The sequence below is a fragment of the Shimia aestuarii genome, from assembly GCF_022814865.1.
GTDB classification, from domain to species: domain Bacteria; phylum Pseudomonadota; class Alphaproteobacteria; order Rhodobacterales; family Rhodobacteraceae; genus Shimia; species Shimia aestuarii_A.
Genome location: NZ_JAKVRD010000008.1, coordinates 158,643 through 181,193, shown reverse-complemented (window position 1 = coordinate 181,193; position 22,551 = coordinate 158,643). Strand labels below are relative to the sequence as shown.

26 protein-coding genes and 1 pseudogene are annotated in these 22,551 nt (G+C 63.4%); 21 read left to right on the top strand and 6 right to left on the bottom strand.

Annotated elements, in window-relative coordinates; genetic code table 11:
- Positions 1-113: pseudogene (locus MK745_RS10620) on the bottom strand (NADPH:quinone oxidoreductase family protein); the annotation flags it as partial.
- 24 nt (positions 114-137) lie between these two features.
- On the opposite strand from MK745_RS10620, the gene MK745_RS10615 reads away from it, so the two are divergent.
- The 10 genes from MK745_RS10615 (at position 138) to modC (ending at position 9,679) form a co-directional block, all read left to right on the top strand.
- The gene (locus MK745_RS10615; RefSeq protein WP_243613274.1) at positions 138-431 is read left to right on the top strand and encodes a zinc-binding dehydrogenase; all 294 of its coding nucleotides are present in this window, start codon (positions 138-140) and stop codon (positions 429-431) included.
- A 184-nt stretch (positions 432-615) separates the two neighbouring features.
- A complete protein-coding gene (locus MK745_RS10610) occupies positions 616-1,314 on the top strand; it encodes a fumarylacetoacetate hydrolase family protein (protein ID WP_243613264.1) in 699 nt (232 codons plus the stop codon).
- A gap of 536 nt (positions 1,315-1,850) precedes the next feature.
- On the top strand, positions 1,851-2,903 hold the full coding sequence (locus tag MK745_RS10605; RefSeq protein WP_279391779.1) for a TRAP transporter substrate-binding protein: 1,053 nt from the start codon (positions 1,851-1,853) through the stop codon (positions 2,901-2,903).
- Positions 2,904-2,964: 61 nt separating this feature from the next.
- On the top strand, positions 2,965-3,549 hold the full coding sequence (locus tag MK745_RS10600) for a TRAP transporter small permease (RefSeq protein ID WP_243613263.1): 585 nt from the start codon (positions 2,965-2,967) through the stop codon (positions 3,547-3,549).
- The gene (locus MK745_RS10595; protein WP_243613262.1) at positions 3,546-4,859 is read left to right on the top strand and encodes a TRAP transporter large permease; all 1,314 of its coding nucleotides are present in this window, start codon (positions 3,546-3,548) and stop codon (positions 4,857-4,859) included. Before MK745_RS10600 ends, MK745_RS10595 begins: the two co-directional genes overlap by 4 nt.
- Positions 4,860-5,014: 155 nt before the next feature.
- Positions 5,015-5,641, top strand: coding sequence for a cob(I)yrinic acid a,c-diamide adenosyltransferase (gene cobO / locus MK745_RS10590; RefSeq protein ID WP_243613261.1), 627 nt, complete (start codon positions 5,015-5,017; stop codon positions 5,639-5,641).
- Positions 5,641-7,092, top strand: a complete 1,452-nt coding sequence (locus MK745_RS10585; RefSeq protein WP_243613260.1) for a cobyric acid synthase — start codon at positions 5,641-5,643, stop codon at positions 7,090-7,092. Before cobO ends, MK745_RS10585 begins: the two co-directional genes overlap by 1 nt.
- Before the next feature lie 51 nt (positions 7,093-7,143).
- On the top strand, positions 7,144-7,902 hold the full coding sequence (gene modA, locus MK745_RS10580) for a molybdate ABC transporter substrate-binding protein (protein ID WP_431978967.1): 759 nt from the start codon (positions 7,144-7,146) through the stop codon (positions 7,900-7,902).
- Positions 7,899-8,597 (top strand): molybdate ABC transporter permease subunit, encoded by a 699-nt coding sequence (modB, locus tag MK745_RS10575; protein ID WP_243613259.1) that lies wholly within the window; start codon positions 7,899-7,901, stop codon positions 8,595-8,597. Before modA ends, modB begins: the two co-directional genes overlap by 4 nt.
- A complete protein-coding gene (gene modC / locus MK745_RS10570) occupies positions 8,594-9,679 on the top strand; it encodes a molybdenum ABC transporter ATP-binding protein (protein WP_243613258.1) in 1,086 nt (361 codons plus the stop codon). The genes modB and modC overlap by 4 nt, the downstream gene beginning before the upstream one ends.
- A 104-nt stretch (positions 9,680-9,783) precedes the next feature.
- Here modC and MK745_RS10565 read toward each other — a convergent pair whose 3' ends face one another.
- A complete protein-coding gene (locus MK745_RS10565; protein WP_243613257.1) occupies positions 9,784-10,743 on the bottom strand; it encodes a GlxA family transcriptional regulator in 960 nt (319 codons plus the stop codon).
- 76 nt (positions 10,744-10,819) lie between these two features.
- Here MK745_RS10565 and MK745_RS10560 point away from each other — a divergent pair, with 76 nt between their 5' ends.
- From MK745_RS10560 to MK745_RS10550, 3 genes are all read left to right on the top strand, one after another.
- On the top strand, positions 10,820-11,734 hold the full coding sequence (locus MK745_RS10560; protein WP_243613256.1) for a 3-keto-5-aminohexanoate cleavage protein: 915 nt from the start codon (positions 10,820-10,822) through the stop codon (positions 11,732-11,734).
- A 170-nt stretch (positions 11,735-11,904) separates the two neighbouring features.
- Complete coding sequence (locus MK745_RS10555) at positions 11,905-13,380, top strand: carnitine 3-dehydrogenase (RefSeq protein WP_243613255.1); 1,476 nt, start codon at positions 11,905-11,907, stop codon at positions 13,378-13,380.
- Positions 13,377-14,135: an SDR family oxidoreductase gene (locus MK745_RS10550; RefSeq protein WP_243613254.1), complete on the top strand. Its 759-nt coding sequence runs from the start codon at positions 13,377-13,379 to the stop codon at positions 14,133-14,135. Before MK745_RS10555 ends, MK745_RS10550 begins: the two co-directional genes overlap by 4 nt.
- Positions 14,136-14,141: 6 nt before the next feature.
- Here the strand turns inward: MK745_RS10550 and MK745_RS10545 are convergent, their stop codons facing one another.
- Positions 14,142-15,002 carry a helix-turn-helix domain-containing protein gene (locus MK745_RS10545; RefSeq protein WP_243613253.1) on the bottom strand — a complete coding sequence of 287 codons (861 nt, stop codon included), beginning with the start codon at positions 15,000-15,002 and terminating at the stop codon, positions 14,142-14,144.
- Positions 15,003-15,118: 116 nt separating this feature from the next.
- Between MK745_RS10545 and MK745_RS10540 the strand changes: the two genes are divergently transcribed.
- Genes MK745_RS10540 through MK745_RS10530 form a run of 3 tightly spaced genes read left to right on the top strand, consistent with a single transcriptional unit; the run spans position 15,119 to position 17,154 of the window.
- On the top strand, positions 15,119-15,325 hold the full coding sequence (locus MK745_RS10540) for a DUF2061 domain-containing protein (RefSeq protein WP_243613252.1): 207 nt from the start codon (positions 15,119-15,121) through the stop codon (positions 15,323-15,325).
- Positions 15,318-16,235: a fatty acid desaturase gene (locus MK745_RS10535; RefSeq protein WP_243613251.1), complete on the top strand. Its 918-nt coding sequence runs from the start codon at positions 15,318-15,320 to the stop codon at positions 16,233-16,235. The genes MK745_RS10540 and MK745_RS10535 overlap by 8 nt, the downstream gene beginning before the upstream one ends.
- Positions 16,236-16,254: 19 nt before the next feature.
- Positions 16,255-17,154 carry a DMT family transporter gene (locus MK745_RS10530; protein WP_243613250.1) on the top strand — a complete coding sequence of 300 codons (900 nt, stop codon included), beginning with the start codon at positions 16,255-16,257 and terminating at the stop codon, positions 17,152-17,154.
- 65 nt (positions 17,155-17,219) lie between these two features.
- Here MK745_RS10530 and MK745_RS10525 read toward each other — a convergent pair whose 3' ends face one another.
- Positions 17,220-17,924, bottom strand: coding sequence for an NUDIX hydrolase (locus tag MK745_RS10525; protein WP_243613249.1), 705 nt, complete (start codon positions 17,922-17,924; stop codon positions 17,220-17,222).
- A gap of 41 nt (positions 17,925-17,965) precedes the next feature.
- Positions 17,966-18,352 (bottom strand): DUF983 domain-containing protein, encoded by a 387-nt coding sequence (locus MK745_RS10520; RefSeq protein WP_243613248.1) that lies wholly within the window; start codon positions 18,350-18,352, stop codon positions 17,966-17,968.
- A gap of 248 nt (positions 18,353-18,600) precedes the next feature.
- On the opposite strand from MK745_RS10520, the gene MK745_RS10515 reads away from it, so the two are divergent.
- The 4 genes from MK745_RS10515 (at position 18,601) to MK745_RS10500 (ending at position 20,702) form a co-directional block, all read left to right on the top strand.
- The gene (locus MK745_RS10515; RefSeq protein ID WP_243613247.1) at positions 18,601-19,164 is read left to right on the top strand and encodes an EF-hand domain-containing protein; all 564 of its coding nucleotides are present in this window, start codon (positions 18,601-18,603) and stop codon (positions 19,162-19,164) included.
- Positions 19,165-19,241: 77 nt separating this feature from the next.
- Positions 19,242-19,826, top strand: a complete 585-nt coding sequence (locus MK745_RS10510) for an RNA polymerase sigma factor (RefSeq protein ID WP_243613246.1) — start codon at positions 19,242-19,244, stop codon at positions 19,824-19,826.
- Complete coding sequence (locus MK745_RS10505; RefSeq protein WP_243613245.1) at positions 19,819-20,196, top strand: dihydroorotate dehydrogenase; 378 nt, start codon at positions 19,819-19,821, stop codon at positions 20,194-20,196. The genes MK745_RS10510 and MK745_RS10505 overlap by 8 nt, the downstream gene beginning before the upstream one ends.
- Positions 20,193-20,702, top strand: a complete 510-nt coding sequence (locus MK745_RS10500; RefSeq protein WP_243613244.1) for a periplasmic heavy metal sensor — start codon at positions 20,193-20,195, stop codon at positions 20,700-20,702. The genes MK745_RS10505 and MK745_RS10500 overlap by 4 nt, the downstream gene beginning before the upstream one ends.
- A gap of 22 nt (positions 20,703-20,724) precedes the next feature.
- Here MK745_RS10500 and MK745_RS10495 read toward each other — a convergent pair whose 3' ends face one another.
- A complete protein-coding gene (locus tag MK745_RS10495) occupies positions 20,725-22,137 on the bottom strand; it encodes a diguanylate cyclase (RefSeq protein WP_243613243.1) in 1,413 nt (470 codons plus the stop codon).
- Between the two features lie 81 nt (positions 22,138-22,218).
- Here MK745_RS10495 and MK745_RS10490 point away from each other — a divergent pair, with 81 nt between their 5' ends.
- Positions 22,219-22,503, top strand: a complete 285-nt coding sequence (locus MK745_RS10490) for a DUF3572 domain-containing protein (RefSeq protein WP_243613242.1) — start codon at positions 22,219-22,221, stop codon at positions 22,501-22,503.
- The last annotated feature ends 48 nt before the right edge of the window (positions 22,504-22,551 follow it).

Sequence of the window (22,551 nt, the reverse complement as noted above, 5' to 3'; positions counted from 1 at the left end):
GCCGCCGCGATGACCGTTGCGCCCATCGCCTTGCCGATCTCGACAGCCGCCAAACCGACCCCGCCCCCGGCTCCAAGCACGAGCAGAACTTCGCCTTCCTGAAGGTGCGCACGCTGTTTGAAAGTTGTTTGAGGTCAATGGCTTGGGGTGGTCGCGCCTTGGTTGTCGGCTTTGCTTCGGGAGACATTCCGAAAGTCGCGGTCAACCTGACGCTTCTCAAGGGTTGTGCGATTGTCGGGGTATTTTGGGGGGCGTTCCGAAAAATTGAACCAAAGGAAGATGCGGCAAATTTTGCCCAGCTTTTCAAATGGTTCGAGGAGGGCAAGCTGGCGCCGCAAGTCAGCAAGGCCTACCCTTTGGCCGATGCTGGGCAGGCGCTTTCGGCATTGGTTAACCGTGAGGTGGTCGGGAAGGTGATTCTCACGCCCTGACCTTCGGCGCTTCGGTATTACGTCGGTATCACGTCGGTATTGCATCAGTGTGCGGCGCGGTTCACGGCCCCAAAAGGCGCAAAACAAGGGGTTTGGGTCGTGGTTAAGGTTTCGGACGCGCGATTAGGCGGCTATCAAGATCTGAACCGCTGCAAGAACGCGCCTGATGCCAGGGGGAGCCGTCATGACCGAGTATCTTTTCGAGCCGCCGAAACAGCCGTCCCTCGCCGTCGAGGGCGAGGTGGCCCGCTACCCTGTGGGGCGGATTTTCTGTGTCGGGCGCAACTACGCAGCGCATGCGGCGGAGATGGGCAACGAGGTCGATCGTGAAGCGCCGTTCTATTTCACCAAGAGCCCGCATGCCGTGCTCGAGAGCGGCGGCGTGTTGCCTTATCCGCCGGGGTCGCAGGACGTGCACCACGAGATGGAATGTGTCGTTGCCCTTGGGGCGTCGGTCTTCAAGGTTGATGAGGCCGAGGCAGCAGGGGCCGTGTTTGGCTATGGCTGCGGTCTTGATATGACGCGTCGCGACCTGCAGCAGGCGGCCAAGGACAAGCGCCGCCCTTGGGACCTTGGCAAGGATGGCGAGGGCATGGCTGTGCTTGGCCCGTTGACCCGCGCCGAGGTGGTGGGGCCGATCGGCGGGCAAGCGATCCGTCTAGAGGTCAATGGCGAAACCCGACAGGAGGCGCGCCTCAGTGACATGATTCATGGGATCAGTGCGATCATCGCGAATCTCTCGCTCTATTATCACCTGCAACCGGGCGATCTCATCATGACGGGGACGCCCGCCGGGGTCGGCCCGGTGGCCGTTGGCGATCATCTCGTGGGCGAGATCGAGGGGCTTGCTCCGGTCCGGGTTGCGATTGGCGCGGCAGAGTAAGGCCGCCTCTTGGCCTTTACTTGCCTTTTTTGGAAACCAAAACCGCGAAATCTTCAGTTTGCTTTCGCTAAAAGTATTTCATGCTGCGTCATGAGCCAAAGTTCGGGGCAGGGGTGCCTCTGGCGCATGGCAGCACGAAGAGAAAGAAACGCGCGACACAGCGGGGGTTGATGGTTACAAAAACAGCTCATATCCATTCAATCGGCGTAGATAGTTGTCATGTTAAGTTTTTTGAAGTGGCTGCGACGGTTCGACCCGCAAAAGAAGTTGCCTTGTTTGCGGTCGGAGGATAATGTTTAACCGACTGGTCGGTCGGGGTTGTTGGGGCCCTGCAAGGCGGACGCACCCATATCATACCCGGCGTGCCGGGACGCTGCATAAGGACGCATGCAGAGCGCCAGTAGGGCGCAGAACATAGACAAGACTTTGCCCGCTTCGAGGAGGAACGGGCCGGTCACGAAGAAGACAGCGCTTCGGCGCACACATTGCAAGCCGGTGCTTTCGGGCATCATCGTTGATCATCCAGGGAGGACATCATGATCAAGAACCGCAGAAATATTCTCAAATTCGCCAGCGCGGCGGCCGTTGCGGCCCTGTCGTTCGGCCTTTCGGGCACTTCGGCACAGGCCGCGGACGTCACGCTTCGCATGCACCAGTTCCTGCCGGCGCAGGCCAACGTGCCGAAAAACGTGCTTCTGCCTTGGGCGGCGAAGGTCGAAGAGGAATCCGAAGGTCGCATCGCGATCCAGCACTTCCCCTCGATGCAGCTTGGCGGCAAGCCGCCTGAGCTTATCGATCAGGTGATCGACGGCGTGGCCGACATCGTCTGGACTGTGTCGGGCTACACGCCGGGCCGTTTCCCGCGCGCAGAGGTGTTCGAACTTCCGTTCACCATGACCGACGCCGAAGCGATGTCGAAAGCCTATTGGGATCTTGCCGAGGAATCGATGCTCGACCAGGACTTCAAAGACTTCAAAGTCATCGGTGTCTGGGTCCACGGCCCCGGTGTCATCCACTCGAAAGACCCGATCACCTCGGTTGACGACCTGAACGGTGTCAAGCTTCGCGCCCCGACCCGCGTCACCAACATGCTGGTGAAGAACCTCGGCGCGACCCCGGTCGGCATGCCGGTTCCGGCAATCCCGGAAGCGCTTTCGAAGGGTGTTGTCGACGCGACCATCATCCCGTGGGAAGTTGTTGGTGCTCTGAAAGTGTCGGAACTCGTGGAGAACCACACCATGTTCCCGAACGAGGCGCTTTACACCACGACCTTCATCTTCGCGATGAACAAGGACCGCTACAACGCGCTTCCCGACGATCTCAAGGCTGTGATCGACGCCAACTCCGGCCTCGAGTTCTCGGGCTTCGCAGGCAAGCAGATGCAGGCCGACGACATGCCGTCCTATGAAGCTGCGAAAGCCGCGGGCAACAACATCATCACGCTCAGCGAAGAGCAGGCGGCCGAATGGAAAGCGGCGGCGGAAGCCACCACCGCAGCCTGGACCGCCGAGATGGATGAAAAAGGTCTCGACGGCACCGGCCTGCGCAAGCGTGCAGCCGAACTGATCGAAAAGCACTCGGGCAACTAAGAGACCCGAGCGCGCCCCCGGATGGGTGCCATCCGGGGGCGCTTTTTATTGGAGAGATACCATGCTCAAAATCGTGGAACGCGTCGCGCGCTTCATGGCTGTGATCGGAGGACTCGTGCTTTCGGCGCTTGTTGTCCTGACCTGTGTCAGCGTGCTGGGCCGAGGGCTTAATACCTTCGGACACTCGGATTTCCTTATGGCAATGTCCAAAGGAATGGCCGATGCGCTCATCGCGTCGGGCGTCGGGCCGATCAACGGCGATTTCGAAATCCTCGAAGCCGGGGTGGCCTTTGCGATCTTCGCCTTCCTGCCGATCTGTCAGCTTTACGGCAGCCATGCCACGGTGGACATCTTTACCAACGCCCTGCCACGCAAGGCCAACAAACTCCTGATCACCTTCTGGGAAATCATCCTGACGGTGGTGATCGTGCTCATCACGGTCCGCCTTTTTGCCGGGCTTGAGAGCAAATACGCCTATGGCGATACGACATTCCTACTGCAATTCCCGATCTGGTGGTCCTACGCGCTGAGCTTTTTCGCGGCCTGCGTGGCATCGCTTGTCGGTATCTATTGCGCATTGGCGCGGGTGGCCGAAGTGGTCACAGGCCGTCGATTCATGCCCTACTCCGAGGAGGCAGTCCATTGAGCATGCTTGAACTGGGCTTCTGGTCCTTCCCTGTCCTTCTTGTGATGATCTTCCTGCGCGCGCCGATCGGGCTTGCCATGATGCTCTGCGGCTTGGGCGGTCTTTATTTCGCGATGGGCGGCACGTCCATGTTTATGGCCAAGCTCAAGAGCGAGACCTACACCACGTTCTCGAGCTATTCTTTGACGGTGATCCCGATGTTCCTGCTGATGGGGCAGTTCGCGACGCTTTCGGGCATGTCCAAGGCGCTTTTCAAGGCGGCCGAAAGCTGGCTCGGGCACCGCAAGGGCGGTGTCGCGATGGCGGCGGTCGGGGCCTGCGCGGGCTTTGGCGCGATCTGTGGCTCCTCTCTTGCCACCGCGGCCACAATGAGCCGCGTCGCCCTTCCGGAACTGCGCCGCTATGGCTATTCCGGGGGCTTCTCGACCGCGACGCTTGCGGCGGGCGGCACGCTCGGCATCCTTATTCCGCCGTCGGTGATCCTTGTGATCTATGCGATCCTGACCGAGCAGAACATCGCCAAGCTTTTCCTCGCGGCCTTCGTGCCGGGGATCCTCGCGGCGATTGGCTATATCATCACCATCTCGATCTATGTCCGTCTCAACCCGGATTCGGCAGGCACGCGCGAGGCGGTGCCGATGAATGAACGTATCCGCGCCATGATTGATGTCTGGCCTGTGCTGCTGGTCTTTGGTCTTGTGGTGGGCGGTATCTATCTCGGCTGGTTTACCCCGACCGAAGGCGCCGCCGTGGGCGCGGCGGGGACCGGGCTTATCGCGCTTGTCACGGGTAACCTCACCTGGAAAATCTTCCGCGAGAGCATCATCGCCACCGCGACCTCGACCGCGATGATCTTTTTCATCGTGCTTGGCGCGGGCTTCTACAACGGTTTCCTCGCGCTCAGCCAGGTGCCGCAGGAGCTTTCCAACTGGGTCGTGGGGCAGGGCTTCAGCCCGTGGACCGTCCTTGTGATGATCCTCGTCTTCTACCTGATCTTTGGCTGTCTCATGGATTCGCTGTCGATGATCCTTTTGACGATCCCGATCTTCTTCCCGGTCATCAGCGTGCTCGATTTTGGTATGCCGGCGGAACATGTCGCGATCTGGTTCGGTATCCTCGTGTTGATCGTGGTGGAGGTGGGCCTCATTACGCCACCTGTGGGGATGAACCTTTTCATCATCAACGCCATGGACCCGCAGACGCGGATGACCGACACCTACAAGGCGGTCATGTGGTTCGTGACCTCGGATATCCTTCGGGTCATCCTTCTTGTGTTGTTCCCGGCGATCACGCTCTTCCTGATCCCCTAGAGGGACGAAAAGCGACAGAGACAAAGCGGCCCGGTCCCACGTTGGACCGGGCCGTTTTCTTTTTGGACGCAAGGCGCGTCTTAGCTGTCGCCTTCGGACGCGGGCTTGCCTATGACTTGGCGCAGGATAGGACGAAACAGAAGGACACGCGCGACATGACCGACCAGATCGACGAGGCGGAAAAGAACCGCCTGCACAATGAACGCATGAAGCAGATCAAGGCCCAGCGGGATCGGCTCATGAAGCATAAGACCGGCGAAAAGGGTCTCATCATGGTCCACACCGGCGATGGCAAGGGCAAGTCGAGCTCGGGGTTTGGGATGATCATGCGCTGTATTGCGCACGAGATGCCCTGTGGTGTGGTGCAGTTCATCAAGGGCAATATGCAGGCGGGCGAGCGCGATTTTCTACGCCAACGTTTTGCCGACGAGTGCAAATTCATTGTCTCCGGCGAGGGCTTTACCTGGGAGACGCAGGACCGGGCACGCGATATCGCCATGGCCGAGGCCGGTTGGGAGCAGGCCAAGGAGATGATCCGCGATCCGAACATCCGCTTTGTGCTTCTCGATGAGATCAATATCGCGCTGCGCTATGACTATCTCGATGTGAATGACGTGGTGGATTTCCTCCTCGCGGAAAAGCCGGAGATGACCCATGTCGTTCTTACCGGGCGCAACGCCAAGCCGGAACTCATCGCGGCGGCGGATCTTGTGACGGAAATGAAGGATGTGAAGCATCCGTTCCGTGACGGGATCAAGGCGCAGCTTGGGATCGAATTCTGATGGCGGCGCGGGCGTTGATGATCCAGGGCACCGGCTCGAATGTCGGGAAGTCGATGCTTGTCGCGGGGCTCTGCCGTGCTGCCAAGCGTCGGGGGATCAATGTCGCGCCCTTCAAGCCTCAGAACATGTCGAACAACGCCGCCGTCACGGAAGATGGCGGCGAAATCGGGCGTGCGCAGGCGCTTCAGGCGCTGGCCTGCGGCAAGCCGCTCAGCGTGCATATGAACCCGGTTCTGTTGAAGCCCGAGACGGACACCGGCGCGCAGGTCGTGGTGCAGGGACAGCGCCTCGCCACGGCAGAGGCCAAGGACTACGGGCGGCTGCGCGAGATGTTGATCGAGAAGGTCATGGAGAGTTTCGCGCGGCTCAAATCCGAGAACGATCTAGTGCTTGTTGAGGGCGCCGGTAGTCCGGCCGAGGTCAACCTGCGGCCGCGCGACATTGCCAATATGGGGTTCGCCTGTCGCGCCGATGTGCCGGTGATCTTAGCGGGCGACATTGATCGCGGCGGCGTCATTGCGCAGATCGTTGGCAGTCAGGCGGTTCTGTCGGACGAGGACAACGCCATGATCGCGGGGTTTCTCGTCAACAAGTTCCGTGGCGATGTGCGGCTTTTCGAGGATGGCTATGGCATGATCGAAGAGGCGACGGGCTGGCGCGGATACGGGATATTGCCATACTTCCGGGATGCCTGGCGGCTTCCGGCGGAAGACGCGGTTGAGATCGGGGCCGAAAAGCGCGATGCCGGGTTTCATATCGTGTGCCTCGCGCTTTCGCGGATTGCGAATTTCGACGATCTTGATCCGCTTGAACAGGAAGAGGGCGTGCGCCTGACGATGCTTGGCCCCGGGCGTGCGATTCCGGGGGATGCCGATCTTGTCATCATTCCGGGCACGAAATCGACGCGAGGCGACCTTGAATTCTTGCGTATGCAGGGATGGGATATCGACCTTTTGGCGCATGTGCGCCGGGGCGGACGCGTGCTCGGGATTTGCGGCGGCTATCAGATGTTGGGGCGCGTGGTGCGCGATCCCGACGGGATCGAAGGGCCAGCAGGCGAGACCGAGGGGCTTGGTCTTCTCGATATCGAGACGGTGATGACGCCCGAGAAGCGGCTTTGCGAGACGGGCGCGATCCATGTCGGATCGGGGCAGGCGTTTCGTGGCTATGAGATTCATATTGGCCGAAGCGAAGGGCCGGACCGGGCGCGGCCTTTCGCGCGGATTGATGGAGTAGACGAGGGCGCGGCAAGTCCCGACGGGCGCATCGTCGGCAGCTACCTGCACGGGATGTTCCGCGATGATGATTTCCGCGCGGCATGGCTCAATGCGCTCGGGGCCGAGGCGAGCGAGGCGCGCTATGGCGCGGTGGTCGAGACGGTGCTTGATGGGCTTGCCGATCATATGGAAGCGCATCTCGATGTGGCGGGGCTCTTGGCCGCAGCGCGATAAGACGCGCAAGTTCATGTTGCGAGCCGCGCGGCGTTGACCGATAGTCGCGCCATGATCAACAGGTTGACCAGGACGTTTTGGGCCGGGGCCCTTGCGGCGCTGATGGCCCTGCCGGGGGCGGCGCGCGCGGGCGAGCTGACGGTGTTTGCCGCGGCGAGCCTCAAGACCGCGCTCGACGAGATCGCGCCGCTTTGGCAGGCCGAAAGCGGCACGGCTGTCCTGATCTCCTATGGCGGATCGTCGGCGCTTGCGCGCCAGATCCTCGCGGGCGCGCCCGCGGATATTTACATCTCGGCCAATGTGGGTTGGATGGACGCCGTAGAGACGGCCGGGCTGGTGCAACCCGAGTCCCGTCGCGCTCTTCTTGGCAATCGGCTCGTCATGGTCGGTGCCGCGCCGGGGCCGGTGGCGCTTGCGGCTGAGGCAATCATGGCACGGCTGAGCGATGGGCCGCTCGCTATGGCGCTCGTTGATGCGGTGCCCGCAGGGATCTACGGAAAACAGGCACTCGGGGCGCTGGACCTCTGGGAGACGGTGGCGGCGGATGTCGCTGAAGCGGCCAATGTGCGCGCGGCACTTGCGCTTGTGGCCCTTGGCGAAGCGCCTTTGGGTGTTGTCTATGCGAGTGACGCCGTGGCCGAGCCTCGGGTGCATGTCGTGGCCGAGTTTCCCGAGGGCAGCCATGCGCCGATCACCTATCCCGCGGCGGCGATCAGCGAGGCAGAGGACGCGGGCGCGTTCCTTGCGTTCCTCGCGGGGCCAGAAGCGCGGGCGGTGTTCGAGGCCAACGGTTTCAGGGTGTTGCCATGAGCGGCTGGCTCGGGGCAGAGGGCTGGGCCGCAGTTCAATTGTCGCTCAAGGTTTCGGTCTGGGCGACACTGTTGAGCCTGCCTTTCGGGATCGCCGTGGCGTGGCTCTTGGCGCGCAAGTCTTTTGCGGGCAAGCAGGTGCTCAACGGGATCGTGCATCTGCCGTTGATCCTGCCGCCAGTCGTCACCGGCTATCTGCTGCTGCTGATGCTTGGGCGGCGCGCGCCTGTGGGGGCGTTTCTTGAAGAGACGTTTGGCCTTGTCTTTGCCTTCCGCTGGACCGGGGCCGCGCTGGCGGCGGCGGTGATGGCGTTTCCACTAATGGTGCGGGCAATCCGGCTGGCCTATGAGGCCGTTGACCCCGGCCTTGAAGAGGCGGCCGCGACGCTTGGCGCGCCGCGCTGGCGGGTGTTCCTGACCGTTACCTTGCCGCTCATCCTGCCGGGGATTCTGACGGGGGCAGTCCTCGCCTTTGCCAAGGCGATGGGCGAATTCGGAGCGACGATCACCTTTGTTTCGGCCATTCCGGGGCGCACACAAACCCTTCCCTCGGCGATCTATGGCGTCTTGCAGGTGCCGGGCGCGGAGGCACAGGCGATGCGACTTGTCATCGTATCAATCGCCGTGGCGATGGGGGCGCTCGTGGTGTCTGAAATCCTCGCGCGCCGGGTCAGCAAGCGGGTGGCAGGACAATGACGGTCGAGGTGTCCCTGCGCCACCGGTTCGAGGGTTTTGCGCTCGACGTGGATTTTACCGCACCGGCCGGTGTCACGGCGCTATTCGGCAAATCCGGGGCAGGCAAGACCTGTGTGGTGCAGGCGGTTGCGGGGCTTCTCCGGCCTGAGGCGGGGCGCATCATGGTTGCGGGGCGGTGTCTGTTTGATAGCGCACAGGGAATCGACCTTCCGGTGCATCGTCGCCGGTTGGGCTATGTCTTTCAGGACGCTCGCCTTTTCCCGCATATGAGCGTCTCGGGCAACCTGCGCTATGCGGCGCGGGTGCGGGGGCGGGCCAGAGACCCGCGCGAAGAGGCGCGGGTGGTGGAGATGCTTGGCCTTGGTACCCTGCTCGAGCGGCGCCCGGCGGGGCTTTCGGGCGGCGAGCGGCAGCGTGTGGCGATTGGCCGGGCGCTTCTGGCGGCACCGGATTTGCTACTGCTTGACGAGCCGCTGGCGGCGCTGGATGAGGCGCGCAAGGCGGACATCCTGCCCTATCTCGAACGGCTGCGCGATGATGCGGGCCTGCCGATCCTTTTTGTGAGTCATGCGGTGTCGGAGGTCGCGCGGTTGGCGACGACTGTGGTCGTGTTGCAGGAGGGGCGAGTGATCAAGAGCGGCCCGACGGCAGAAATCTTGTCGGACCCAGAGGCTGCTCCGGCCTTTGGTGTGCGCCATGCAGGGGCCGTCCTTCGCGGTCGGCTCGTGGCGCATCACGAGGACGGGCTTAGCGAATTGCAGACCTGCGGCGGGCGGCTTTTCCTGCCCGGTGTGGGCGGCGCAGTGGGAGATATCCTGCGGGTGCGTATCCGGGCGCAGGATGTGATCCTGTCACGTGCGGCGCCCGAGGGGCTTTCGGCGCTCAACATCCTCAAGGGGCGGATCGCGTCGATCCGGTCGGGCACGGGGCCGGGGGTCATGGTGCGGATTGCCTGTGACGAGGAGCATGTGCTGGCGCGGGTCACGCGGCGCTCGGCAGAGGCGATGGCGCTGGCCGAAGGGGATGAGATACATGCGATCGTGAAATCGGTCTCTGTCGCGCAGGGCGATATCGGAGGTTAATGGAAGGGGCGCGGCCAAGGCCGCGCGCTGGATATCTCGTCGCCGACCCTTCGGTCCGTCTCCTCGGGGTGCCTCCGGCGGGGATATTTTCGGCAAGAGGAAGATCAGGGACGTGTGCGGCGCAGGGCGCGCACGGATTGGCCGTGGGCGTTGCGGAAGGCGCGGGCAAAGCTGGATTGCGAGGCGAACCCCGTGGCGGCGGCAATGGCGCTGACCTGGTCTTCGGTATCGGTTGCGAGGCGGAAGGCTTCGCCGAGGCGCAGTTGCAGGTAGTGATCGCGCGGGCTTTGGTCGAGGGCACGGCGGAAGCGTATTTCGAGGCTACGGGGGCTGATCCGCAGGCGCGCGGCGACTTCGGAGATGGGCAGCGGGTCTTCGATATGGCGTTCCATCAGGTCGAGGGCGCGGGCGACTTGGCGGTCGCGTCGGGCGCTTTGGCGGGCGGGAGCGGGGCTTTGACGGCCTGCGGGTGCGGGATCGTGCAGCAAAGCTGCGGCGGTGCGGGTTGCCAGCGCCGGGCCGAAGCGTTCGGAGATCAGCGCAAGCATCATGTCGATCCCCGGCACTGCGCCGCCGGATGTGGCGCGCCCGGGCGAGAGCACATAGCGGTTGCGGCGTGTCTCGATCTCGGGGAAGCGGGCGGCGAAAGTGTCGATGTCTTCCCAGTGGATCGTGGCGGCGTGGCCGTCGAGCAGCCCGGCCTTGGCCAAGAGCCAGGGGCCGCCATCCAGCGCGGCGAGCGGCGCGCCATTGGCGGCAAGGCGGCGCAGGGAGGCGAGGAGGCGCGGCGGAGATTGGCGGTCGGGATCGAAGCTTGCCACCACGATGAGGAGGTCGGTGCGGTCGAGGTCTGACAGCGGTGGGCCAGAGATGGGCAGGCCGCTTGTGAGCGTGACGGCGGTGCCGAGCGGGGTAAAGAAGCGCCATCGGAACAGGGTACGCCCCGCGCGGCGGTTGGCGGCGCGCAGGGGATCGACGGCGGCGGCGAAGCTCAGCGTGTTGCTTTCGTCGAGGACGAGCACAGCGACATCGAGGGGCAGGCGTGGATTTGATTCGGATTTCATCAAATATCATTCGTATTGGGGAAAATATGAGTAGGCAAGGCGGGGGAGGATCGGGAAAAGAAGAAGGGGAGATGCTATGCCTTTGGAGATGAATCGTGAGGTGTTTATCACCTGTGCTGTGACCGGGTCGGGGGGGACGCAGGATCGCAGCCCCCATGTTCCGCGCTCGCCTGAAGAAATCGCGAACAGTGCGATCGCGGCGGCGAAGGCGGGGGCTGCGGTCGTGCATTGCCATGTGCGCGACCCGGAGACGGGCGCGCCGAGCCGTGACCTTGGCCTATATCGCGAGGTCACGGAGCGCATCCGCGAGAGCGAGACGGATATGGTCCTCAACCTCACCGCCGGGATGGGCGGCGACATTGTTTTTGGCGGCACTGAAAGCCCGCTTCCGCCAGTCGAGGGCACCGACATGGTCGGCGCGGCGGAGCGGGTCGCGCATGTGGCGGACTGCCTGCCGGAGATTTGCACGCTCGATTGCGGGACGATGAATTTCGCAGAGGCCGATTACGTCATGACCAACACGCCGGGCATGTTGCAGGCGATGGGAAAAATGATGACAGATCTAGGGGTTAAGCCCGAGATCGAGGCGTTTGATACCGGCCATCTCTGGTATGCGAAGCAGCTTGTGAAGGATGGCATTCTCGCGCCGGATGCGCTTGTGCAGTTGTGCATGGGGGTGCCGTGGGGCGCGCCGGATGATCTCAATACCTTTATGGCGATGGTCAACAATGTGCCGGATGAATGGACCTTTTCGGCGTTTAGCCTTGGGCGCAACCAGATGGCCTATGTGGCGGCGTCGGTTCTTGCGGGCGGCAACGTGCGGGTGGGGCTTGAGGATAACCTCTGGCTTGAGAAAGGGGTTCTCGCGGAGAACTGGCAGCTTGTGGAACGCGCGCAGAGCATCGTCGAGAACATGGGCGCGCGGGTGATCGGGCCGCAGGAGGTGCGCGAGACGCTTGGGTTAACGAAGCGCGCGCCGGTCGCGAAGTAAGGCGCGGCCCCCGAAAACGGGGGTCGGTATCGCGTCGGTATCACGTCGGTATTGCGTCTGTGCGCGCAAACGAGGCGAGGCCTGACACGGTATTCAGACATCTTTAGGCTTTGCGCCCAGAGCGCGGTGCAAAGCGTTCATGCAAAGAAGACAGCACTGGGAGGCCAGACATGGCACGCAAGGCGGCAATCATCGGCGGGGGCGTCATTGGCGGCGGGTGGGCCGCGCGGTTCCTTCTCAATGGATGGGACGTAAAGGTGTTCGATCCGGACCCGGAGGCAGAACGCAAGATCGGTGAGGTGCTTGCCAATGCGCGTCGGGCGATGCCGGGGCTTTCGGATACGTCGATGCCCGAAGAAGGCGCGCTTAGCTTTCATAGTGATATGGCCGAGGCCGTCGCGGGCGCGGAATGGATTCAGGAGAGCGTGCCGGAGCGGCTCGACCTCAAGCACAAGGTCTATGCGGGGCTTCAGGCGGGTTGTGACGCGGGGGCGATCATCGGCTCGTCCACCAGCGGGTTCAAACCGAGCGAACTACAAGAAGGCGCGGCAAGGCCGGAACAGATCGTCGTCACCCATCCGTTCAACCCGGTCTACCTCATGCCGCTTGTGGAGGTGGTGCCGAGCGCGGCCAATGGGGCGGAGATCGTGGCACGGGCCAAGGAGATCCTCGAAAGCGTGGGGATGTTCCCGCTTCATGTGCGCAAGGAAATCGACGCCCATATTGCGGATCGTTTCCTTGAGGCGGTCTGGCGCGAGGCGCTTTGGTTGGTGAAGGACGGGGTGGCGACGACGGAAGAGATCGACGAGGCCATTCGCATGGGGTTTGGCATCCGCTGGGCGCAGATGGGGCTTTTCGATACCTATCGCGTAGCGGGCGGCGAGGCGGGGATGCGGCATTTCATGGCGCAGTTCGGTCCGGCGCTCGAATGGCCGTGGACCAAGCTGATGGATGTGCCGGAGTTCACCGAGGAGTTGGTCGACCTGATCGCGGATCAGTCGGACGCGCAGTCAGGGCATATGACAATCCGCGAGATGGAGCGTATTCGCGACGATAACCTCGTGTCGATGATGCGGGCGCTCAAGGCGCAGGATTGGGCCTCGGGCGCGGTTCTGAACAAGCAGGATCGGCGTCTCTCGGATGCGGCGGGCATGGTGCGGCGCGCGGCGGATATTGCGGATGCCTCCCAGCCCATTGTGACGCAGGCGCGGGCGGTGCCGGTCGATTGGCTCGACTATAACGGGCATATGACCGAGAGCCGCTATCTTCATGCCTTTGCGGATGCGTCGGATCGGCTCATGGAGATCGTGGGCTGCGATCAGGACTATATCGCCTCGGGCGGGTCGTTCTTTACCGCCGAGACCCATATTCGCCATATCGACGAGGCGAAACTTGGCGAGCGGATCGAGGTGCGCACGCGGGTTCTCATGGCGGAGGGCAAGAAGATGCACCTTTGGCATGAGATGTATGCCGGAGAGCGCCTGCTTGCGACGGCGGAGCATATTCTCATCCATGTGAGCCTTGAGACGCGGCGGCCCGCGCCGTTCAGCCCGGAGATTGCCGCGAACCTTGCGATGATTGCCGAGGCGCAGGCGGACCTGCCCGCACCGGAGGGCGTCGGGCGCTACGTCGGCGCGCCACGATGAGCGGGGGACGCGTTCTCATCACGGCCGGGGCCTCGGGCATCGGGCGGGCGATGGGCGAGGCGTTCGCGGCGGCGGGCTATGAGGTCTGGGTCACGGATGTGGACGAGGGCGCGCTTGCCGAGGTGCCAGACGCGTGGCGCAGGGTCCGGGCGGATGTCAGCGATGAGGACGCGATGCGCGCGGTCTTTGCCGATCTAGCGGCGGCGGGCGGTCTTGATGTGCTTTGCGCCAATGCGGGGATCGCCGGGCCGACCGCGCCGGTCGAGGAGGTGCGGCTTGAGGATTGGCGGGCCTGCACGGCGGTCACGCTTGATGGGGTGTTCCTCACGGCGAAACACGCGGTGCCGCTCCTAAAGGCATCACAGGGCGCAATTGTCGTCACCTCATCGACGGCGGGGCAGCATGGATACCCGAACCGCGCGCCCTATGCGGCCTCGAAATGGGCGGTCATTGGCCTTGCCAAGACGCTGGCGATGGAGCTTGGGCCGTTTGGCGTCCGCTGTAACGTGGTCTGTCCCGGGGCGGTCGAGGGGCCGCGCATGGAGGGCGTTTTGGAGCGCGAGGCGGCGGCCAAGGGCATGACGCGGGACGCGGTCTATGCGGGCTATGCCTCGGGCACCTCGCTTGGCCGTTTTGTCGAGGCGCGGGAGGTCGCGGATATGGCGGTGTTCCTTGCCTCAGACGGCGCGCGGGGCGTCTCGGGGCAGGTCGTCGCCGTGGATGGCCACACGGTCAACCCGGACCCGAAGGTCTAGCGCGGATCAGGAGAGCTTGTCGCGCAGCGCCTGCGTGTGCTCGGGGAGTTCGCGGGCCGTCACCGTGCTTTGGCGCACCAGATTGTCGAAATGGGCGGTGAAACTCTCGACGCGTTCCTTGTCGCGGAAGGCGAGGTAGTTGCGTCCGAGGTAAAGCACGGCGAGGAGCGGGCCGAACACCGTCACCGGCGAGGAAAACAGGCGGCGCGCGTCGAAGAGATAGAGACGCAGGCGCGGGTAAAGCTGGGCCGTGAGGGAGGAGAGGTGGTCAAGCTGGCTCTTGCGGAGCGCCTTGGGGAGACCTGCGTAATAGCCTGTGCCTGCGGCAAAGGCGTCGAGCTCGTGTAGCGGCACGGCTATCTCATAATCCGAGGGGCTTGCGCGCATCCAGTTGAGCCGGTCCTGCGAGGCGCCGATGGCCTGTTCCGCCGTGCGCCCGAGGTGGGGCGAGTATTCCCATTCGAGCATGTCGCGCGTCTTGAGCATATCTGGGAGGCCGGCGGGGACGTGGCGGATCTTGTAGCCCTCGGCCTCGCGGTGCCAATCGAAGATCTGTTCATCGACGAGGGCGCGGGGGGCCTCGGTCAGGGTCAGGGAGTTGGCGAGGATATCGGCGGCCTGTTCCGGGCGGTCGGTCAGCGACAGGAGCCAATCCGCCGAGACCCCAAGCGCGGCGGCGCATTCCCCCACCACCTGCGCATTGGGCAGGCGCGCGCCCTTGTCCTTCAGAAGCTGCGAAATGGTTGAACGATCCACGCCGATATCGCGGGCAAGGCCGCTCTGCGTCGCGCCACGCTCTTGCATGGCGGCGGCGAGTCGCTGCCGGAACTGGTCGGCGCGGAGGCGTTTGTCGATATAAATACTCATTTGTTGATAAATATCATATTTGCGGAATTTTGTGAATTACATTCCGAATTCCCCACGCGCCCCCGGTTCGGTAACGGTTTCGTGACCCAAGACAACCGAACGAAGACGGAGGCGATATGGAGACGCGGCAGCGCTCATTGGTGAAAGCGGTGATCTGGAACCTGATTGGATTGGCCTCGATGACCCTTGTGGGGGTGGTGGCAACAGGTTCGGCAGCGCTTGGCGGGACATTGGCAATCGTGAACACAGCGGTCGGTTTTGCCTGCTACGTCCTTTATGAGCGCGTCTGGGCCGGGATCGGCTGGGGGCGGCGGCATGTCTGATACCCGCGCCCTGCGCCACGCGCGCCCTTTGGTGGAATGGCCGACCGTGGCGATGCTCTTGCTGTGCTATGCACTCTTCGCGCTCGGCACGATTTGGGCGGCGGCGTGGTTCCTGCCGCTTGGCATGGCGATCACGATCCTTGGCATTGCCCTGCAATCCTCGCTCAGCCACGAAGTCCTGCATGGCCATCCGTTCCGCGCCCAATGGCTCAACGATCTGATGGTGTTTCCGGCGCTGGGCCTCTTTGTGCCCTATTACCGGTTCCGTGACACGCATCTTGCGCATCATGACGACACGATCCTGACCGACCCTTATGACGACCCCGAGAGCAACTATCTCGACCCGGACATCTGGGCGAAATTGCCGGGGTGGCACAAGGCGCTTCTGCGGTTCAACAACCTGCTGATCGGACGGCTTCTTATTGGTCCGGCGCTTGGACAGGCGGCGTTCATGGCCGCGGATTGGCGTGCGATCCGGGGCGGGGATAAGGCGGTCCTGCATGCCTGGGTTTGGCATGTCCCGGCGCTGGCGCTGGCGCTTTGGTTCGTGCTGGCGGTCTCGGCGATGCCGCTCTGGGCCTATGTGATCTCGGCCTATGCGGCCTTCTCGGTCCTTAAGATCCGCACCTTCCTTGAGCATCAGGCGCATGAGCGCGCGCGGGGGCGCACCGTTATCATCGAGGATCACGGGCCGCTGGCGTGGATCTTCCTCTACAATAGCCTGCATGTCGTGCATCACATGCACCCGAAAGTGCCGTGGTATCACCTGCCCAAGCTCTTCGAGGCGCATCGCGAACGGTATCTTGCGCGCAACGAGGCCTATTATTTCCGCTCTTACCGCGAGATTTTCGCCAAGTTCTTCCTGCGCGCGAAAGACCCGGTGCCGCATCCGCTCTGGCCGAAAGAGTGAACCTGTGCTCTAAGAGCGCATGGATCTCTGGATTGTCATTTCCATCGCCGCCGCATTGTTCCAAACGGTGCGCTTCATGCTGCAGAAGCAGCTCAGCCTCGTGCAGCTCTCGGCGGCGGGGGCGACCTTCGCGCGGTTTGTCTATTCCGCGCCAATCCTGTGCGCTCTGCTGGCCGTTTGGCTCGGGTTGGGGGAGGCGCGTGTCGCGCTCCCGACGGCGGGGTTCTGGGCCTATGGCGCGATTGGTGGCGCGGCGCAGATTACGGCGACGGTCCTGACCGTCCTTCTTTTCAAGCGGCGCAATTTCGCGGTCGGCGTGACCTTTATCAAGGTCGAGGTGGTGATGACGGCGCTTGTCGGCATGGTGGTGCTTGGCGACAAGGTGAGCCTGCCGGGGCTTGCGGCGATCCTGATCGGTGTCGCGGGCGTGCTTGTCCTGTCGGGACCACAGGTCGAAGGCAACATCCTCAGCCGCCTGATCACGCCCTCGGCAGCGCTTGGTCTTGCGGCGGGGGCCCTTTTCGGGGTCTCTGCGGTGTCCTATCGCGGCGCGAGCCTTCTGGTTGCGGCGGAAGACCCGTTCCTGCGTGCGCTTGTGACCTTGGCGGCGGTGACGACGATGCAGACACTTGCCATGGCGGTCTGGCTCGTCTGGCGCGAGGCGGGCGAGATCGGCCGGGTTTTTGGCGCATGGACGCGGGCAGGGTGGATCGGCCTCACCTCGATGGCGGGGTCTTTCTGCTGGTTCACGGCCTTCACCTTGCAGAATGCGGCCTACGTCAAAGCTGTGGGGCAGGTGGAATTGATCTTTGCAGTGCTCGGATCGGTGTTGTTTTTCCGCGAGCGCATCACGCGCCGGGAATGGATCGGCATGACGCTCTTGAGCGCAAGTATTCTTGGGCTAGTACTTTTGCTTTGAACGCCCGCCATGGTTTCTTTTTGGCGAAAATACCTCGGGGGTTTGGGGGCAGCGCCCCCAACCTCTCAGTCGGCGCGCCAGTCGGGCATCTTGCCCTTCAACTGCAAGAAAAGGCTTTCTTCGTCACTGTTCTTGAAGAAGGGCACGGTTTGCGGCGGCTCGGTGCTATGGGCGCGGGCTTCGACCTCGGCGAGCACCACCTCGGTGATGAAAGGCAGGTCGAAATCGCGCGCTTTCTGAAGCGGGATCCATTGCAGGTGTGAGAGCTCGTCACAGGCAGAAGAGAAATCATCCGGGTCGCTGGCAAGCTCTTCTGCGTCGAGCAAGAAGAACCGCGCATCGAAGCGGCGCGGACGGCCCGGCGGGGTGATCGCACGAAAGACGAATTGCAGCCCGTGGGCGGCGGGCAGGTGGCCGGTTGCGGCGAAGGTGGCCCAATCATCGGGGGGCGTGCCGTCCCATGTGCCGGGTTGGCCGAGAATCTGGCCGGTTTCTTCCCAGAGCTCGCGCACGGCGGCAACGGCAAGCGGATGGGCGAGCGCCGGGTCGCTATCCTCGGTCAGGCGTTCGCGGCAAAGCGTCGGCATCGGTGCGGCAAGGGGAATCGTAGCATCGGCGGCATCGACAGCGCCGCCGGGAAATACGAACTTGTTGGGCATGAAGGCCGCCGAGGCGCCGCGTTGTCCCATGAGGATATGCGGGTCGCTCATGCGGTCGCGCAGCACGATCACCGTGGCTGCGTTGCGGATTGCGGTCTTGTCTATTGTCATGCCTCTCCCCCTCGGTCGGTCCAAAGGGGCCGGTCTTTGGCCTAGCTCTTGTCGAACCCGTGCATGCGCCGCGCCCATTGGAACGCGACCACCACCCCTTTTAGTCTGGGGAGAAGGTAGAGCGAGAGTGCGACGCAGCCAACCGCAAAAATGGTAAACATGATAAGCGGCTCGGGGCGGAACTGAACAAAGACGATATGCAGGAGCGGCGCCATCAGGTGGCCCACGATCAGGATCGTGAGATAGGCCGGGCCGTCATCGGCGCGCTGGGGGGTCAGGTCTTCGCGACAGACAGAGCAGCTTTCGCGGACCTTGAGATAGCCTTTGAGAAGCGGACCGTTGCCGCAGTTGGGGCATTTGCGTTGCCAGCCCTTGTAGAGAGCCGGGCCGAGGGGGCGCTCCGGCTGAGATGCAATCGTGTTCGACATGACGTGTCCTCGCTTGATCCGGAGAAAATGCGCCTCGTGGGCGCGCATTGAAAGGGGGCAAAAGCACCTTGCGTCCCGATGTCGCAAAAGATGTGGCTTAGTGCACCCTTTTTCTGACGGCTGCAAAGCGGGGCGGGGCCAGGGATGAAAAAAATGCGACGGAAAGGCGGGGGCGGCGCGTTTCATGGTCAGGAAGCAGGACGAAGAGGCCGGTTTCCGGCAGATGTAACACAATTGGAGATACTCCTATGAAACGTGCAAAGCTTATGAGTGGTGTTCTGGCAGCGGCGCTGATGATGGGCGGGGCTGCAGCCTATGCCGAAGGCAAGATGGGGCATGGTATGCATGGCCCGCGTCCGATGATGAATTTCGAAGAAATCGACGCCAATGCCGACGGCAAGATCACCAAGGAAGAGATCGCGGCCATCGGTGCGACACAGTTCGGCAAGGCCGATGCGGATGGCGACGGGTTCCTCAGCCTTGAAGAAATGAACGCCCGCGGCCTCGAGATGGCCAAGGCGCGCATCGAGGCGCGCTCGGCGAAGATGCTCGAGCGGATGGATGCCGACAAGGACGGCAAGCTCTCGATGGACGAGATGCAGGCCATGAAGGACAAAGGACCGCGCGGCAAGATGATGGACCGGATGTTTGATCGAGCCGATGCTGACGATGACGGCGCCATCAGCCAGGACGAGTTCGACGCAGCCCAGGCCCGCATGCAGGAGCGCATGCAGGACGGCAAGGGCGGTCACAAGGGATGGCACAAGAAAGACCGTGGCAATTGCGACGGCAGCGGCAAAGCCAACCAATAAGATATGGCTTCCGGCGCGGCAGGGGCTGTCGCGCCGGGATTGCCGGGCAGGGGGTTTCAGGCTAGGCCGATGGGATGATGACGATGCCGCTTGATGCAGAGACCGAAGTCGGAGACGACGCGCTATTGGTGCTCTATGCCAATGGCGATGCGCGTGCGGCGCGGCTTCTGACCCTGCGGTTGACGCCGCGGGTCTTTGCGCAGGCGTTCCGGATGCTTGGCGACCGGGCCGAGGCCGAGGACGTGGCACAAGAGGCGTTGATGCGGCTCTGGAAGATCGCGCCGGAGTGGCGGCAGGGCGAGGCGAAGGTCACGACATGGCTTTACCGCGTCACGGCCAATCTCTGCACCGACCGGCTACGGAAGCGGCGTTCGGTCGGGATCGACGAAATTCCCGAGCCGGAAGACGATGCGGTCGGGCCAGCAGAGGCGTTGCAGGACAAGGCGCGACTCGACGCATTGCAGGCGGCGCTCAACGATTTGCCGGAACGGCAGAGACAGGCCGTGATCCTGCGCCATATCGAGGGGTTGGGAAATCCCGAGATTGCGGAGATCATGGAGATCACCGTCGAGGCGGTGGAAAGCCTCACGGCACGGGGCAAGCGCGCGTTGGCCGCCGGATTGGCGGGACGCAAGGAAGAACTGGGGTATGAACATGGCTGATAAGAGCATGACGGAGCGCGATCTCGACGCCCTGCTTGCGGCGGCGGCGCAAGATACGGCGCAGGCGCCCTCGGCAGATTTCATGGCGCGGGTGCTGGCGGATGCGGAGGCGATGCAGCCGCAACCGGCGGCGATCGTGGCAGAGCCTGCGCCCCGGCGCGGGATGCTGGCGGGGATCGTGGCGGCGCTTGGCGGTTGGCCCTCGATTGGTGGGTTGGCCACGGCGACGGTGGCCGGTCTCTGGATCGGGTTCAGCGCGACACCGACAGTGCTTCCAAATGGGCTTGCCGGATTGGTGAGCGGTGGCAACACGGATTACCTGGCCTATCTCGACACGAGCTATGCCTTTCTCGAGGAGGACGCGCAATGAGCGAGGATAAGACGGCAAATCAAGCCCCCGAGACGGGCGGTGCAAAGCCCCGGATGCGGCGCGGTGTGCGGATCGTGTTGATCCTGTCGCTGGCCTTTAACCTGTTGATCCTTGGCCTTGCGGTTGGGGCGGTGCTTTCAGGCGGACCGAAAGGGCACCGGGACATGCGGATGCCAGCGCATGTGCGCGCGCTTGATCATGCGGATCGCCGGGCCATCGGCCGGGGCATTCGGGCCGCCTATCAGGAGGGACGGTTCGAGCACGGCTCAACCCGTAGCCAATCGCAAGCGCTTGCCGATTTGATCGCGGCGCCCGAGGTTGATCGCGCGGCGCTGGCGGGGCTTCTCAATGCGATGGAAACCGCCAAGCGGACCCGCTACGAGGTGGCGCGGGATGTCTGGCTTGACCGGGTCGAAGGCATGAGTGCGACGGATCGGGCGGCCTATGCCGCGCGGCTGCGTGCGGTGCTGGCCGAGACGCGCAAGGACAAGCCGAAGCGGGATTGAGGATCCCGCAGGACATGGCAAATCAAGCGGCGGGCGGGCTCAGGGTGACTTGATCCCGCCCGGTTGCCTTTGCACCGTAGAGCGCCTGATCGGCGCGGTCGAGCAGGGTGCGCACCATAGCGTCGCCGCGGTCCTCGCCGCTTACGGCGCAGCGGAAATCGCAGGACATGGCAAGGCCGATGCTGACCGTGACGGGGATACGCAGGTCGCGCGACTGGATGTGGATCGGATCCCGCCGCAGCGTGTCACAGAGCCGCGTCGCCATGGCGCGCGCGGTGGCGCGGTCGGTGGCAGGCATCACGACGAGGAACTCCTCGCCGCCGATCCGGGCGAGAAGATCGCCGGGGCGCAGACAGTCGCGCAGACGGTGGGCGACCTCGGACAGAACCGTATCACCAGCGGCGTGGCCATAGCGGTCATTCACCGTTTTGAAATGATCGAGATCGGCAACCATGACCGCGAAATCACGTTGATCGCGTTGGGAAATTTCGGCCACGCGGGCGAGGTGCGGCAAGGCATAGCGGCGGTTGAACAGCCCCGTGAGGGGATCGGTCACCGCCGCTTCGAGCCCGTCCTGCACGCGTTTCTGAAGCCGATCCGCAAGGCGCTTGCGCTCGACAAGTCGTTCGAGGCGCAGGGCAACCTCTTCGGCGTCGAAGCCATCGGCCATCACGTCGCCCGCGCCAAGGTCGAGCGCATCGGTAAAGAGATCGCGACAGGCGGGCGGCAGCACGACGAGCACTGCCGCGCGGCGGGTCGCGGCGCGGGCGCGCAACTCGGCCAGAAGGCGCAGCCCGTCCTCGGGTGCGTCGGGCGAGGGCGCGATGACGAGGGCATCGGGCGGCGTCTGTTGCGACAGAGCGCGCAGAAGATTGGCGATCGGCTCGGTGGCGACGGAATAGGGCAGGACCGGCTTCAGAAGTGCGTTCCAGCGCACGCCCGTCGCCGGATCCGCGGCGGCGAGAACGATGCGGGCATCGGGACGAAAGGGGATGGTTTCGGCCTCGGCAAAGCCAAGCGCGGCGGTGGCTTCTTCGCGCAGGTGCAGGCCCTCGACGCTATCGCGGGTGCGGATCAGGGCGCGGATGCGGGCCATCAGTTCGGCCTCGTCAGCGGGTTTGGCGACAAGATCGTCGGCGCCAGCCCGCAAGGCAGCCTTGCGCATCTCGGGGGTGGCGTGGGTGCTCATCATCAGGATCGGCACCGGCGCGCCGGACTGGGCCTTGCGCAGGGCGCGGCAGAGTGCGAGGCCCTTGCCGTCTTCGCTCCAATCGGCCCCGAGGAGGATCAGGTCCGGGCGATCTTCTTCGAGGCGCAGGAGCGCTTCGGGCAGGGCGGCGGCCTGAGACACGGTATAGAACGCGCTCGACAGCTTGACCTTGAGAACGATGCGCGTCGTGGGCAGCGACTCGACGATGAGAATTTTTCCGGGCATGGGGCACCCTGGCAACTTGCAAAGAGGTTGATTCACTTTGTATTCGCATTGGTTAAGAAAAGATTTCGAAAGTGGTAAGAAATGAACCTTTCAAAGGATGCGGCAGAGACGTTGGCGCTTCAGGCCTTGGGCTGGCTGGTCAACAATGACGAGTTGATGCCGGTTTTCCTTGGCGCGACGGGGGCGTCGGTCGATGATCTCAAGGATCAGGCGGGGGATCCGGATTTTCTTGCTTCGGTGCTCGAGTTTCTCACCATGGATGACGCTTGGGTTGTGGCCTTTTGCGACAGTGTGCGCGAGGATTACATGACCCCGATGATGGCGCGGCAAGTGCTGCTTGGGGAAAGCGGGCGGCATTGGACCTGACACGGGTCTGTTGCAATGGTGCGGTAGTCAGGACGACGGAATAAAGGG